Here is a 13,815-nt window from a genome sequence, read left to right as displayed (position 1 = left end):
GGATAAAAAATGAAAGCTCATACAATGTTTTCTACTTTTAACACAGGTGTAGGGAGCCTGATTGGCATCGCTGGAGGATATTATATTCGAAAAAGTGAAGTTGCAGGTTCTGAAGCATGGATAGTTTTTGCAGTTGTTTACTTAATTGTATTCATAAGTGCTTTTGCGGTAAGTAATTATTTAGGGAGATTTCTTTTCAAGCAAGTAAGAACATTCTTTGATCCTCATTACATTGAGGGACGCTGGGTTCAGGTCATAGAGGACAAAAGACTTGATACGCTCCCACCCACTAGATATACGTTTTTAGAAATCTCCTATGAAAAAGGACAATATCTTGTCAAAGGTGCTTCGTATAGTGAAGAGGATGGTGAGCAAACAACTAACTTTTATTCTCTTTCCTCTACTTACTCAAAAAGTAGCTCGACCTTAAAATACGTTTACAAATTCACAACTGATGAGCATAACGATAAGAAAGAACTATTTGGTGAAACCAGCTTAGTATTCGGAAATGTAAATGGAGAAAAGAGCTTAAGTAAGTACAAAGGAGTCGTTCATAGTAATCTTAGAGATGACGTGCGTGTTCTTGCAGTAAAAATCAAAAATAAAAACGAATTTCAGTTTAGTAATGCTACTAGTAGGCAGAAAGTGCTAACGACCATAAAAGAAGCTTTTCTTTAATAGCAGGAATTATATATGTCTCAAGCTCTAACGACTGAGTTAAAAACACAAATTATCGATTGTTTCAAAGATAAAACGCCTGAATCAATTATTGTAGGGGGCAGCTATTCATGCTCAGAAGGCAATATTTTCATTTCGAACCAGAAAGAGTATTGGTTGAGTGATATTGATTTGCTTTGTGTGCACCCTGAAGGTTTTTCTATAGAGGAAGCCGACAAAATATTCCATAACATGCTCATATTATCAAACAGTATTAACCAATCCAATCCATACTTTCATATTGGTCTAAAATTAAGATCTCCATCTGAACTATTGAAAGAAGCGAATACTCTCTATTTTAAGGAGCTATCCCAAAACTCATTCAGTATATTAGGTAAGAACTACCTTGATTATTTTAAGCCACAACAAAAATTTGGATTTGACAGGAACGATGCCGAGGTACAAAACACTCTATATAAATGTGCATTGACTAGGTTATGGTGTAATGTACTGTTCTTTCCTACAAGGCTTTTATCATCAGAGTCTCCTGATTTCCGAGTTTGGTATAATTACTTTTACTGTCGTGGAGCAATGGATTGGATTACGTGGAGGTTAATAAAAGAAAATAAATGGGTAAACGGTTACCAATGCCGTTTCGATGAATGGAGCAGGTTAGATCACTCCAAGACTGTTCCTAAAGAAGAGCTGCATCGGTGTCTACAGACAAAATTAGGTATCAACAACATTGATTACCGTGCAGTTATGGGACAAGTATTTGAGTTCGCCATTTCGGAAATTGAGCAAATATCTCCTATTCAATTAGAGCACTATGACCCAGAACTTCAATTCATAATTTCAATGAACAAGTATCTATTAAATAGAAGCCTTAATAAATCAACCCAAAATACAAGAATAGATATTCTCGATAGTATTGAGCACTTATCCAAATTTGGACAGGTGCCTAAAATGGAAACAAGCGACATTAACATTTGGAACTTGTTACGCGCTAATTATAGTGATTTCCGATTTGCTCGCAGTGATAAAGACAGGTTCGACCATAACGTTTATACAGAACACTTTTTACGTTTGGGTGCTTCTCCTGCTTTAATTAAAAATCTTGAACAGCAATAAAAGGATCTGTTTAATTGGAGTAAGGTGGTTTAGGCTTTAAAGCCTTTCGTAAAAGTTTAAAAAGAGATTCTTTGTCGTGAATATAAAGCAAAGCGTACTCCGCTTCAGCTAAAGCTCTAAGTTGGGCTCTAGAGATATTTAGTGAAATAAATTTGCAGCGTTGTTCTTACTTGGAGTGCCTTTACTTGTTGGTTAGGTTGTACGGTCTACATGCGAAGGTTGTTTTAACTTATTCTAGTGGCCGTTCTTGATCTTAATTTAAATAATTCTACTAATTTATTAATATGCTTTAAGTTGATTCTTGTAACTGTTTGATTGGATCTCCAAATCATGTGAGCTGCCATGAAAAAGTAAACTGCTTATTGTACAGTCGTCTCTGGTACCACTTTTTCTACATAATCTAGAGCTGACTCAAGTATTGCCTCTTTACGATACTTTGCATTTTCGTGGTTTAAGAAATGAAACAATTCTATCCGTTCATTTTTTAGCTTTAGATAAGTCTTTGAAACGAAAGAATCCTTTTTTTTACCTTTGAAGTTATTTGTATCTTAACTGATTACAAGTGAAATTGAGTAGCTTTCTATTGTAGATTTACTTCGTTATGCTTCGTGATAGCGTTTACCTGATATGTGTATTTCCTTTTAGTGCATTTTATAAATAAAGGATAAAGAGGTGATTCATTACAGTGACAATATTGTTGTTTTATAAGAGTCCTTACATAAAACCATCCTTACTTGGTAGGAAGCTTCTGGTGAAAAATCGAGATGTATATCAAGCGAGTTTGAATGGTTGGGTGATGATTTTTCAATAGTAGTAAGATTGTTATTACTAGAGTCTTGAGTGGCTTGACCTAGCTTTGTTTTTTCCAAAATTGCATGTTCCTCAATGACTTTTACCCTCATTGAGTCTTCTGGTAAGTCTTGGTTTATTCTTTCTGAGTATTCGATCAGTTTTGGTTCTGCGAATGCAATCATTGCACAAGGTTCATCTGAGTTTTTATTTATTCGTAGAATCCGCCCAAGTACTTGGCGAAAATAAAGTTCAGTTTTAACGTTACTTAAGTACGCACAGACCTGTAAACGAGGGATATCTGTTCCTTCACTTACCATGCCTATAGATACAATCCAGTTAATTTCTGAATCTTGGAAATGCCTGATGTTTTCGTGCGCATCTAATTGGTCATAGCTAACGACGATAGCACTCTCATTAAAATTGGTTATTATAAACTGGGATATTCGGTTAGCTTGGTTGATTGAAGATGCAACAACTAGCCCTGCTGCTTCTGGGTGTTTTTTTCTTAGTTTAACTAATTCTTTATGGGTATAAGCCATTAGTTGGCTTAGTGACTCTTGATGAATAAGTAATTCGCTATACTTTAGTTTTTCGGCCTCAATTGCCTGACGAATATTACTAAATTCATGTTTTTCAGAATTTTCATGAATACTAATTGAGCTGTTATCTAATAATATTAAATTAGGTTTCCTGCAAACTTTGTCTCGAATGGCTTCACCTAACCCATATACAAAGTCAGTGTGAAGCTCTTGAGGCTCATCTGAATAATTTTGAAGTGCTATTTTTGTATTGTCTGAACGCCAGGGAGTGCCACTTAACGTTAGTGTTAATGGGTCTCCTTCCTTTTTTAATGACGCTAAAAGTTGTCCCCATTGATTAGAGTTGCTATTTAATCCAGAAGAGCAATGATGAATTTCATCAGATACTATTAAAACACGGTAATTCTTAATCACATGTGCGAGTTCTTGGTAGGTATATTGAATACCTTGATAAGTAATGGCTATTCCCTTTGACCCTAAGCGGCCATCAAAGCGATCATGTAATATCGTACTAAATGTTTCTTGAATACTGCTCTTTATACTTACAGAGGGAGCAAAGCAAAGAATAAAATCAATGCAGTTTGTATCTAATAATTTTTTTGCTAACGAAGCTGAAAACTTTGTTTTACCTGCACCAGGTGCAGCTACACACATGAAATTTTTCTGTCCTGATTTATAGACTTCTAATGCTTTTGATAAACAGTTTTTTTGCCAAGCTCTTAGCGATAGGCTTTGAGTTTTAATCATGAGAGTTCATGTAATATGGTTTGGGTACTGGTTAATAAACCATTTAGTGTTATTGCTCGTTTTTTTGATTCACTTTTTTTAGATGTTAATAAATCAAGCTGAGTAGGTAGTATAGACTTCATTTCTTCATAACCTTGCGCCTCGGCAATACATAGCTCAAGCTCATACTCAAGTTCGGTCAAGCGTTTTAATAGTATTTCTTTTTCATTTGGTACAATTCCAGTTGATATTATTTTTTGCTTCTTACTACCTTCAAAATTATTCGCGAGAGCATAATAAGCTGTTTTGCCATTCTTCGGCGCGACAATTAATTGACCAGACTTAACTAAACGATGAGTTTTTAGATAAATTGCATGTCTTGCTTTTTTCATTTCAATTGGACTGTTTTCGCCGTACTTCTCAAAATAGTATTTGAGTATGTCATTAATAGAGGCGTTTTCTTGCATCGTTGATTGGAAGTATTCTTCTACAATGTGAGCTACAGGTTTAGATTTCAAAATTACTATCTCGATTTACAAAATACGGATTATAGTCCGTGGAGATATAGTCCGCAATTGGCGATTGTATTTCATTTTTGAGATATAAAAATGAGAAACATAGCAAAAGAGGTTGGAGAGTTAATTCGGCATCAACGCAAAACTAGAGGGATTTCTCAAGAAGCTCTAGCAGCTAACTCTAAAATAGATCGAAGCTATATGGGTCGTATAGAACGTGGTGAAGTTAATGTAACGCTGAAAGCGCTATGGGATATAGCTGCTTCAATGGATATTTCTACAAAACTTCTTATTCCAGACTGATAGTGAAGTGCCACCTACAGCTATTTGTTTAAACACTGCTATCTTAAATTCTTCGTTTTATCGTTTGCCAGCCATGTTGGGCGTCTCTTTAAATACATTATATTGTGTCTCCTTCATATAATAGAAACGATCTATTTTCTTGCTTTGTATTTTTTTAAGCTAAATAAGGACTAACACAGCCCCTTTAGTTTCAAATCAAGAGGGGCTAAAATATTGTTATTAATGAAGAAAGGAGTTTGAGCATATTTAATACCAGGTGGCCAATAGTAAAAAACGTTCTTTAAACATTGAAAAGTCAACATTTTTTGCCGACAAAACTCACATGAAAAGAACTGGACTGGCTAAATAACTCAAATAAATATTCGTTAAAATGATCTTAAGACTAATTTCGAGGAAATTGACGCTAACTCCAACATAAAAGGTTTTTAGCCAAATTAAGTTATAGTCCTCAGGTAACGGACAGCAACAATGATGAAAACAAAAAAAAATATAACAACAGCTATAATCATGCTAATCATGATAGGAACAAACGTTCCTGCAAAGGCTACCATCCTGAAATGCGACACAATAAAATTCACGAGAGATACCGTAGATGATGAGTGGAGAAAATTAGGAGGAGAGCAATTTGTTTTTAATTACGACACAAAAGAGTCATCAATAACCGCATCTGAAAACCTATTAATACACGAGAATATCTCATGCTATCAGCGCGATCTATTTGTAGCCTGCAAGTGGCATACTAATAGTCCCAAATACAACGAAGAAAGAAAAAGAACTGATTACTGGTATTTAAACATAGATAGATCGACTCTATCTATGAGGTTAAGAGAGAACTTTGGAGTGGGTAATGAAATAACAAATTATCGCGGAGTATGCCAACGAATAAGCGAAAAATTCTAACGGGATATCATAATGAAAAATACAATAAAAAACACTTTGATAGTTATTTCGATTTTGTCAGCAAGCAATGTACATTCAGTAGTATTCAACTGCCAACTAAAAAATACAAAAGGTAACAATATAATCAAAAAAGAATATTTAAACAGCATAATCTATGATAAAAAAAAGAGAGAAATAACCGATCACATTAACTTCGATGCAGGTTATGGAACTACTTTAGACATAAATTACAAAGAAAATACATGCAGAAATGATGCTCTTTCACTACACTGCGAATGGATAAATAGAGCTTACGAGGATGTAATAGGATCATTAAGCATCAACAGATCGACGCTAGACATAACAATGTCAGCAAGGTTCGAACACAAACAAGAACCTTATTCAGAACACAAAGGACAATGCACAATTGGAAAACTAAAATTGTAAATTAAAATTTTCTTCTTCTATCTTCGTAATCAATAAAAGTTAATCCACGGGAGCAACCATGAAAAAAAGTATCCACAGATCCATGCTGCTAACAATCGCTGTACTACTATCATCTTGCTCGGCAGAACTGCTTCGAGAGATGGATGAGAGCTCCAATGCCAATGGCTATGGAATAACAAGTGTCCTTAAAAATGGCTCTCCTTATAGTTATCAGCGAGAGGAAGAAGAACGTCAGCAACGAATAGAGCAACAAAACCAAGAGTATATTCTAAGGTCAAGTAACGATTCATCTATAAACCAAAATCAAGGGTGTACCGCCCTGTATAACCCTAGATGTGCGGAAAGAGATATTGTCTGTGTATGCGAAGAATAGGTAATAATCTCTTATCAAGAGAATAGCCACTACCCTGAGAGTTATAAGCTCATTAACTCACCGATAACGTTAATCAGTACACTTTCAAACGAATTTTATTCTGTAAAAACAGGTGCACATTAAAAATTAAAGTAACTAGAACCAATTCTACTTTTAAAATTTCACTTCAATTTCATAAGTAAATTAAATATAAAAAATATTTTTTAGAACGTACTACTATTAAAAAACACTTGGAGGCCCTGTCCATTACATAATGAACTTTATCTTTAAGCTAGAAGTTATTGCAAAAAAATCGAAAATAACAGTAAAGTTAGCGGCTAACAGCATTCAGTAAATTCGTTATATGCTTTGTTAATCATATTCCCTCCACAGTCATTTCAATGTTTTTTTCTAACCAGTCAACTGTATTGAGTGTTAACTTATATTTCTTGCCCTCAAATTCAAAGATCCAATAATCACCGAGCGTAGCCTCTCGGACACAAAACCTATCAGGGTATTCAGATTCGCAATGATAGAGGCGGGAACTACGCCAATTACGATTACGTATATATATGTTATAATTGGATTCTAAAGCTTTATCTTCAGGAAACTTTATCACAATGTCTGCATAGTCATCATCTTCTGGGTGGGATTCATAGTGTATTTTTTCAACATCAATGCTAACGCCGGTTAATGGGTCAGTAAAATCCCATTCAAAAATTTCTGAATATGAGTAAGGTTTTGCCGTCTTTACATTCTTATTATTAACTTGTTGCCTTTTATTTTTTTGAAATTGTATAAATCGTTGATAATTTTCTTCATCCCATTTTGTTAACAGCCATTTTTCATCCATATGCTTCATGTCTTCACGGCTAGCATAGTCTTCAAATATGCTATCTATGCCGTCAAAACTGCTGTCTTTAATTACACTTGAAGATACGCTCTCTTTTGTTTGCTCATCTTGTTTTTTAAGCTCTTCTTTCTGAAGTCCCTTGTGAACACCTTCTAAAAAAAAGCTTATTGAGTGCTGTTCAAGGGTATTATCTTCACTGATAACATACACATCTTTATTTTTATCGTAATCAACATAATCCCAATCTAGTTTATAGTTAAAAGGGAGGGCTGTTTTATTTAGAGTTGATTTTGCATACTCTCTCATATCCCTAACAAGTTGACGGCTTGAATCTTCTGTTAACCAGTCGAAACCTGCAACCCCCAAATTGTCTGCTGAGGCATGTCTTTCATAATTTTCGTTTTTTGTATCACTATTAGAGCGTATAAAGAAAGATTTACTCCATTCAGGGCTTCCAGGCATATCGAAGCTCATTTTTTTAGGTTTCGATGCCAAAACACCTGGATCACATAGAGCATAAGCCTCTCTTGAGACTGGTACCAAAATCTTTAAGTTGTAGGGTCTAAAACTGTTTAGAAACTCTGATTGGGGCATATTGAATTCCCCATAATTTGTGTTGATTGTGACATCAGAGAAAGTATTATCAAAACCCCATTTAGCATGACATTTAACAACCAACGCCCCCAAAATTGACCACTGCTCTAACGCATAATCAATCTTTAGCTTTCCCGCATTTCTGCCTAAAGTAACACCATTTGATTCTAATTTATCAACAGTAATAGCCCCTTTAAAGACTATTCTTTGCGCTAACACTTGAGTTGGTAAAGACAAAAAGAAAGCTGCTAAAAACAATACCCATCTATTCATTTATTTCTGCCTAGTTTATTTTTTTTAGCACTTGATGCGCTTGAAATCGGTACTTTCCCATATCCCCAGTCTGCTGAAGGTATGTACTTAGGTAATGTTTCGCTAATGTGTTTTTTTTCAATAGAAAGCAGGTGTAACCGTAATGAAAGCCAAAATTAGCGTGTAGATCAGGAGTATAAAGACGTATGTTTTCTAAACTATTAAGTACTTGCTGGTAATTCTTAGTTTTTAACGCTTGTTTTAACTGCTCATTGAATAGTTCTAGCGCTATCTTTATATTTTTCGCTTGTTCTTCTCGTTCATTTCTTTTTTCAAGATACGGCCTAATTTTTGCTTCTGAAAGATTGAAGGAAATACTTCCTTTCTCTCCATCATTAGAAGTAATTTCAACAAGCAAATAAAGTGTCTGTTCAGTTGCAGGTAATCCGTAGATGGCATCACCAACATTAAACTCCAGTGCTCCTTCATTAATTTTTATTACCTGTGTTGAAATAATAGTATAAGTCAGTATGTCTCTAATAGAGGCGGTAACATTTCCACTAAAGCTACCCTCAACTTTAATTGTTTGGAACTTGTCTATTTGTTGAAGTGCTTTATCATTAGGTTGATACTCACTCTTCTGTTGCTTTATTTCTGTACTTCTAAAAATTTTAGTACGAAATATTAAATCAGTAGTAAGTTCTTGAGAACGATTAAATAATACAGGTGTTGAACGCTCTACATCGCTCCACCCAAGATTTGTAATATGTTCTGATGAATAGCAACCAGCACTAAGTACAAAAAGTAGTACACCAATTATAGCCTTCATTTTACTCACCATATATACAAATCTCTTAGCATTAAATTTTATCAGTTCTTTTAATTTTTTCTAAGATATATAGAAAATGCTTTTTAGGAACTTATAAAATAAGCCTATGGAAGACACTATTTATAATTAACTATTAAAGCACTTCAATCAATGATAATAAACTATCTAATTGAACATTATCATAAAGCTTTGGGAGATAATTTATGATCATAGCTAAATAATTAAAAAGGTGTGGATTTTTTACTTTTAGCAGTCTCAACTGCACTACCGCACAGGTATTCATAGTTTTGCAGATATCCGAAAATAATCAATTATTTCTATTATCAATAAATTTTCTTCATCGCATGCTCTGTACAATTATTCTAAATATATGCAATTCACTCAAACTACTTTATCACTATGGTTTTCTCTAATAGGTTCAATTCATCACTTACCCTAGGAGCTTTATTAAGTACTGATTGACTATAAGTTTTATTCGCACATTTCCTTTAAATCTGCCTTAAGAATGTTTTAACTGAATTCATAAGTCATTATGATAAAAACCAAAAAAATGATTATCTACCACAAATAAACGAAAATTACGCTCTTCACAACTTTAACCGTATCAAGATAGAAAATTACTTCTCTCTTGATACGGAGTTTAAAAAAATCATCAATAGATTTAAGCGATTAGATATTTAGTTCATTCAAAACAGTATTTCAATAGCTAAGACATTTCAACGGTTGATTTGTCAACAACGACAAAGCCCCTAGTCTCTATAGTAAAATAGATTAGCTACAGATATTTCAAAGCCACCGGCTTGGCATATCAATCCAAATGGTGAGTGAACGAGATGTTCAGTAACCTGATGACGATTGATTTCAATATCATTCTGCTCTCCATTTATCTCTAAAGACAATAATCCAGATTCACAAATAGAATTATTATTAGGCATAGGTAAAGACAATTTTGCGCTGCGTTCACCATTATTAAATTCGACTTCCAGTAATCCATTGTTTTTTGGCAAGGACACATACTTAGCAGAAATAATTTCATGGAAATCAAATAAATAATCGTCCTCATTAATTCGTCGGATAGCAATCTGCCTTTCATATATTGGCCAGTTATCCTTATCAATGGACTCACTTAATGCATCAAAATTTGCAATGGATTCTATTTTTGCTTCCATGTCTTGTTTTTGATCAGCGTAACGACAGCGTGCAGCCTCTACAACACGGCTCGGCTCACTGGAATATCGCTCATACAAATCCAACAGAAAAGAAAAGTGATAATTAACTGCATTACACATACAAGCTAATAGATTAGGGGTATCTTTATTAGCCACAATAACAGTCTTAATTTCTTTTTCCATTTCAGTATCTTGATCAAGTTGATACATGGAATACCACTTGAATGGCAGAACACCAAAAATAAAAAAATACTGTGGTGATTCTCGACAGTCGAAACAATCTATCTCTGATTGATAGCGATTAAACAGCGCAACTATTTTAGAAAAATTTTGTTCACTCCAAAAATTATTAAGTTCTTTTTCAAATGCTGCTGCATCTGTAAAAGGATCGATAGTCTCGCTCATAAAAAACCTCAGGAACCTCAGAATAAGGTCAAATTTTCAGTTTATGTGAAATTGATCAACATGTAGGGTTAAATATCATATTTGTTTTAAAAGTAACTTAGACCTGTCTTAATTTTCTTTATCTATATTAGTTGTTTCAATAATATTCTCTTTAATAAATTTCGTAACTGCTAAACCTTGCTGCTTTAAATTGATAAAATGACCATGGCAGAATCTCCCTAAAAGCTCACTTCCTAATTGGTATCGTTGGTTGTGTGATGAGTGGAGTCGTATCAGTAGGAATGCGCTGAGCGCAGTTAGTCCATTGATTGAGTTATCGTACATTTGCTTTGAAATAGCTACCTTACAGCAAGCGTTTACAATGTGTTCTGCATATTTACTTTGGGAAAGTTGTAGCCGATATATAGACCCCTCTACGGCATTAGAAATTGCCAGATATGAATACATAAACAAATGCTCAATGCCAATTACGCTTGAATGCTTATCGATTAGTTTAAAGGCTAGCCATTGCTCTTGTGTTGTTCCGCAGCATAAACGCTCAATATCAGAATGACCAACCGGAGCTACAAAATCATTGTGAACATGCTGCGCTAGGTGGAGGTTGTTATTCGGTATCTGAATTAACAGTCGTTTAATTAGATCATTTAAGTTAGCTATGGTAATTAGACTGTTGGTATCATAAAAAGATGTCATTTGATGATCTAGACATAGTAGTGGTATTGAAAGTGATGCAGAAAGTTTGAGAGAGCTGTAATGTGAAGAGTCTAATAAGCGCTTAAACTGAATTAATTCGTGAGGCATGTCATATAAAGCAGGTTCTGCTACCTGACAATGTTTAAGAAGCTCTCTTAAATTAAGAATAAATTCGTCTTGACTAGCTGATTTCGAGTCAAACTTAATTAATTTTCCGTCAATTATATCGATGGATAAATAGTTCGGATTAAAGCGCTCTTCTACCCAATTCGATAATGTAATATTTGTTTCTATTGTGATAAATAGCTTTATTGGTAGTGAAATCAGGCCTTTACTATATCCACCTAAAGCCAAATAGATCATAGTGAGGCTATCAATTACTAACTCACTATAGTTCGTTTCTCCATTATCTAACAAAGCTGTTTGTAAGTTACTTTCTCTATCCATAAGATAATCTAAAGTAGCCTTTACAAGGTTCTCTTTATCGAAGTTGATACGAACAAGTAGCGGGAAAGGTGAGCCATTAATAACTGGAGGAATCAGGCTCTTTTTAGGAAATTGTTCAAGAATAGATGCCATAGAGCCAACAACATCATTTGGATCTGTATTAAACCTATAGAAACAATCTTCACCTGAATTATGCTCTTCACGTAATCGACTTGCGATTCGAAATACTGCTACAGGTGCTGGGGATTTTTCGATAACCTTGTAGTTATAAATACCTATTTTAGTTTCATCGCCAACTTTCGATTTCTCTAAAAAGTTGCCTAAGGGTGTATGTAAATCAATTAAACTAACATTTTTAGGCGCATTTTTTACAAGTAGCTTTGTTGTTGGTGCTTCTCCGCTTTTAGTATACGTGACACCAAACTGGCAATTCTTAACTGTTTGATTAGGTAGGGTTATTAAGTTGCCTCCTTTTTGTAAATCATTGAGGTACAATTCTGTTATGTCTTTAGCTCTTTCATAAGGGTTGCTGATAAACCATTTGAGAGCTATCGATGAGACAAAACTTTTGTCTACTAGGTTTACATAATGAAGTACTGTTTTAGCTAAATCACTGTATGTCTCAAAAAGCTCTAGCGGCATTTTTTTTAAAGCTTCGCAGAGTTCAATATGATCTGATATGCCTTCAGCCGTGTTAGAACTTTGGATGGTAAGGAAATGAAGGTACCAGCAATATAGTTGCTTAGGGTAAGTGTTAGTTGCTATTTCTGTTAATCGCTTTGCTTCCTTAAAATCATTTAAGGACCTTGCTAATTCAGAACTTAATATTATTAGGTTTAAGTTCGTACTTATGTCCTCAAAACTGCTCAGTAGGTCTTTAAGTGATTGATGTCTATCATTGGCTTTTAAAGCAAACGCGAAAACCTCAACTAATGGAGATGGCCAAGGACTATCAGAAATAATGGGTTCAAGCAGTGCTACTGTATGATGAGGCATGTGTGCATTATTAAATGATTCACATAATTGGTATAAAATATGAGGGTTTATTTTTCCTACTATGGCTTTTAGTTCTTCAATTTGCTCTTTTGATACGTCTTTTTTTAAACTTAATTGAGACTCATCACTGGGAGTCCATAGAACTGATTTCTGTAAAAGATCTATCAAAACTTTCAATTCAGGGCTTTCACACAGCACTTCGCCCCCAGCTTCAAGCCAATCCGCAAACTTTTCGGTTATTAGTTTATTGTCTATTGCTCGGTATACTCTGAGAAAAATGTTTTCATCAATTGAGCTGTTTGCATCCAAGATTGATTCAAGTGGTTCCAATATAGAGTTGTCAATCTTAAAATTGGGAATGTATTTTCGAACTTCGACGTGATTATTTTCGCAAATTTTTTTCAACGCCGTGTGTTCATATGAGGTTAGCTGCAGAAGGTACGCGGCAATGTTTATATTACGAATATCGATAGTGTTTTGATTATGCTCTAAGAAATCATCTATTAAGGTGTTAAGCGTTTTCTTAGATTGAGAACTTATCATCCAGAAATGTGTAGCACCAATCTCACTTACGAGTTTAAGGGTAGCTTCGTGAATATTAAGAAATTGACTATTTTCATTAGGGTAATATTGATTAAGCAACTTAGCTGTTTCAGCTGCTTGAGTGAATTTGTAGTTCCTTCTGAAGCCTCTTATTAAAGCACAAAGCATTTCTTCTTCTGCTTCTATTGTCTTTGACAGACTTTTTTGTAATTCATCTATCTTCGCAAATTTTTCGAAGTAAACTGCATCACAAAAAGTACTGCGGTGTTTACAATCGTGGTAATACTGGATTGCTTGGTCGGATGAATTAATACTGAGAAAATCAATGAATACTGAACTAACGTAATCCTTTAAGTCGTTATTTAGTGATGAACCTTTCAAAAGTTTCAAGAAAACATCACGGCCTATAACAGGGAGTTCACCTTGATACAGCTTCAGTTTAAATTTTAGAATACTGAATAGTAGAGGCCCCTCTGTGGAAACATTATTAATAGTTTCCAATGTATCAAGAGAGTCTTCTGCTGAGGAGAATGATCTTCTAGAAATTAGGCAATTGAAAAGACGTACTGATGCAATTAAATCAGTAGTACTTAACCCATTAAAGGTGTTAATAGATATATTTGAATTAACAGCGTTAACATTGTGCCCTCCATCTCTATTGGCCTGCGTGACAGACAGCTTATCCATCTTATT

The 13,815-nt window shown here is 34.4% G+C and carries 12 protein-coding genes; 6 read left to right on the top strand and 6 right to left on the bottom strand.

Features of this window, described 5'->3' with window-relative positions:
* The first annotated feature begins 9 nt into the window (after nt 1–9).
* Nucleotides 10–678, top strand: coding sequence for a hypothetical protein (locus Q0A08_RS11930; RefSeq protein ID WP_438467536.1), 669 nt, complete (start codon nt 10–12; stop codon nt 676–678).
* 15 nt (nt 679–693) lie between these two features.
* Nucleotides 694–1,788: a hypothetical protein gene (locus Q0A08_RS11925; RefSeq protein ID WP_438467534.1), complete on the top strand. Its 1,095-nt coding sequence runs from the start codon at nt 694–696 to the stop codon at nt 1,786–1,788.
* Between the two features lie 680 nt (nt 1,789–2,468).
* Here the strand turns inward: Q0A08_RS11925 and Q0A08_RS11920 are convergent.
* Both Q0A08_RS11920 and Q0A08_RS11915 read right to left on the bottom strand, forming a co-directional pair.
* Nucleotides 2,469–3,866, bottom strand: a complete 1,398-nt coding sequence (locus Q0A08_RS11920; RefSeq protein ID WP_438467532.1) for a DEAD/DEAH box helicase — start codon at nt 3,864–3,866, stop codon at nt 2,469–2,471.
* Nucleotides 3,863–4,363, bottom strand: a complete 501-nt coding sequence (locus Q0A08_RS11915; protein ID WP_438467530.1) for a hypothetical protein — start codon at nt 4,361–4,363, stop codon at nt 3,863–3,865. Before Q0A08_RS11915 ends, Q0A08_RS11920 begins: the two co-directional genes overlap by 4 nt.
* Nucleotides 4,364–4,453: 90 nt before the next feature.
* On the opposite strand from Q0A08_RS11915, the gene Q0A08_RS11910 reads away from it, so the two are divergent.
* From Q0A08_RS11910 to Q0A08_RS11895, 4 genes are all read left to right on the top strand, one after another.
* Nucleotides 4,454–4,663, top strand: coding sequence for a helix-turn-helix domain-containing protein (locus tag Q0A08_RS11910; protein ID WP_438467528.1), 210 nt, complete (start codon nt 4,454–4,456; stop codon nt 4,661–4,663).
* Nucleotides 4,664–5,131: 468 nt separating this feature from the next.
* Nucleotides 5,132–5,563 (top strand): hypothetical protein, encoded by a 432-nt coding sequence (locus tag Q0A08_RS11905; RefSeq protein ID WP_438467526.1) that lies wholly within the window; start codon nt 5,132–5,134, stop codon nt 5,561–5,563.
* A 12-nt stretch (nt 5,564–5,575) separates the two neighbouring features.
* A complete protein-coding gene (locus tag Q0A08_RS11900) occupies nt 5,576–5,989 on the top strand; it encodes a hypothetical protein (protein WP_438467524.1) in 414 nt (137 codons plus the stop codon).
* A gap of 58 nt (nt 5,990–6,047) precedes the next feature.
* Nucleotides 6,048–6,362: a hypothetical protein gene (locus Q0A08_RS11895; protein ID WP_438467522.1), complete on the top strand. Its 315-nt coding sequence runs from the start codon at nt 6,048–6,050 to the stop codon at nt 6,360–6,362.
* 355 nt (nt 6,363–6,717) lie between these two features.
* Here Q0A08_RS11895 and Q0A08_RS11890 read toward each other — a convergent pair whose 3' ends face one another.
* The 4 genes from Q0A08_RS11890 to Q0A08_RS11875 all read right to left on the bottom strand — a co-directional run bounded on the left by Q0A08_RS11890 (nt 6,718) and on the right by Q0A08_RS11875 (nt 13,809).
* A complete protein-coding gene (locus Q0A08_RS11890) occupies nt 6,718–8,061 on the bottom strand; it encodes a hypothetical protein (protein WP_438467520.1) in 1,344 nt (447 codons plus the stop codon).
* Between the two features lie 10 nt (nt 8,062–8,071).
* Complete coding sequence (locus Q0A08_RS11885; protein WP_438467518.1) at nt 8,072–8,869, bottom strand: hypothetical protein; 798 nt, start codon at nt 8,867–8,869, stop codon at nt 8,072–8,074.
* Between the two features lie 749 nt (nt 8,870–9,618).
* Nucleotides 9,619–10,443, bottom strand: a complete 825-nt coding sequence (locus Q0A08_RS11880) for a hypothetical protein (RefSeq protein ID WP_438467516.1) — start codon at nt 10,441–10,443, stop codon at nt 9,619–9,621.
* 108 nt (nt 10,444–10,551) lie between these two features.
* The gene (locus Q0A08_RS11875; RefSeq protein WP_438467514.1) at nt 10,552–13,809 is read right to left on the bottom strand and encodes a PIN domain-containing protein; all 3,258 of its coding nucleotides are present in this window, start codon (nt 13,807–13,809) and stop codon (nt 10,552–10,554) included.
* Nucleotides 13,810–13,815: the final 6 nt, after the last annotated feature.

It is taken from the genome of Marinomonas sp. PE14-40 (genome assembly GCF_051623805.1).
Classification (GTDB): Bacteria; Pseudomonadota; Gammaproteobacteria; order Pseudomonadales; family Marinomonadaceae; genus Marinomonas.
This window is presented reverse-complemented; position numbering and strand designations above follow the sequence as displayed.

Coding starts and splice junctions, on each gene's coding strand:
- Q0A08_RS11930 (WP_438467536.1), top strand. CDS start 10: ATGAAAGCTCATACAATGTTTTCTACTTTTAACACAGGTGTAGGGAGC.
- Q0A08_RS11925 (WP_438467534.1), top strand. CDS start 694: ATGTCTCAAGCTCTAACGACTGAGTTAAAAACACAAATTATCGATTGT.
- Q0A08_RS11920 (WP_438467532.1), bottom strand. CDS start 3,866: ATGATTAAAACTCAAAGCCTATCGCTAAGAGCTTGGCAAAAAAACTGT.
- Q0A08_RS11910 (WP_438467528.1), top strand. CDS start 4,454: ATGAGAAACATAGCAAAAGAGGTTGGAGAGTTAATTCGGCATCAACGC.
- Q0A08_RS11905 (WP_438467526.1), top strand. CDS start 5,132: ATGATGAAAACAAAAAAAAATATAACAACAGCTATAATCATGCTAATC.
- Q0A08_RS11900 (WP_438467524.1), top strand. CDS start 5,576: ATGAAAAATACAATAAAAAACACTTTGATAGTTATTTCGATTTTGTCA.
- Q0A08_RS11895 (WP_438467522.1), top strand. CDS start 6,048: ATGAAAAAAAGTATCCACAGATCCATGCTGCTAACAATCGCTGTACTA.
- Q0A08_RS11890 (WP_438467520.1), bottom strand. CDS start 8,061: ATGAATAGATGGGTATTGTTTTTAGCAGCTTTCTTTTTGTCTTTACCA.
- Q0A08_RS11885 (WP_438467518.1), bottom strand. CDS start 8,869: ATGAAGGCTATAATTGGTGTACTACTTTTTGTACTTAGTGCTGGTTGC.
- Q0A08_RS11880 (WP_438467516.1), bottom strand. CDS start 10,443: ATGAGCGAGACTATCGATCCTTTTACAGATGCAGCAGCATTTGAAAAA.
- Q0A08_RS11875 (WP_438467514.1), bottom strand. CDS start 13,809: ATGGATAAGCTGTCTGTCACGCAGGCCAATAGAGATGGAGGGCACAAT.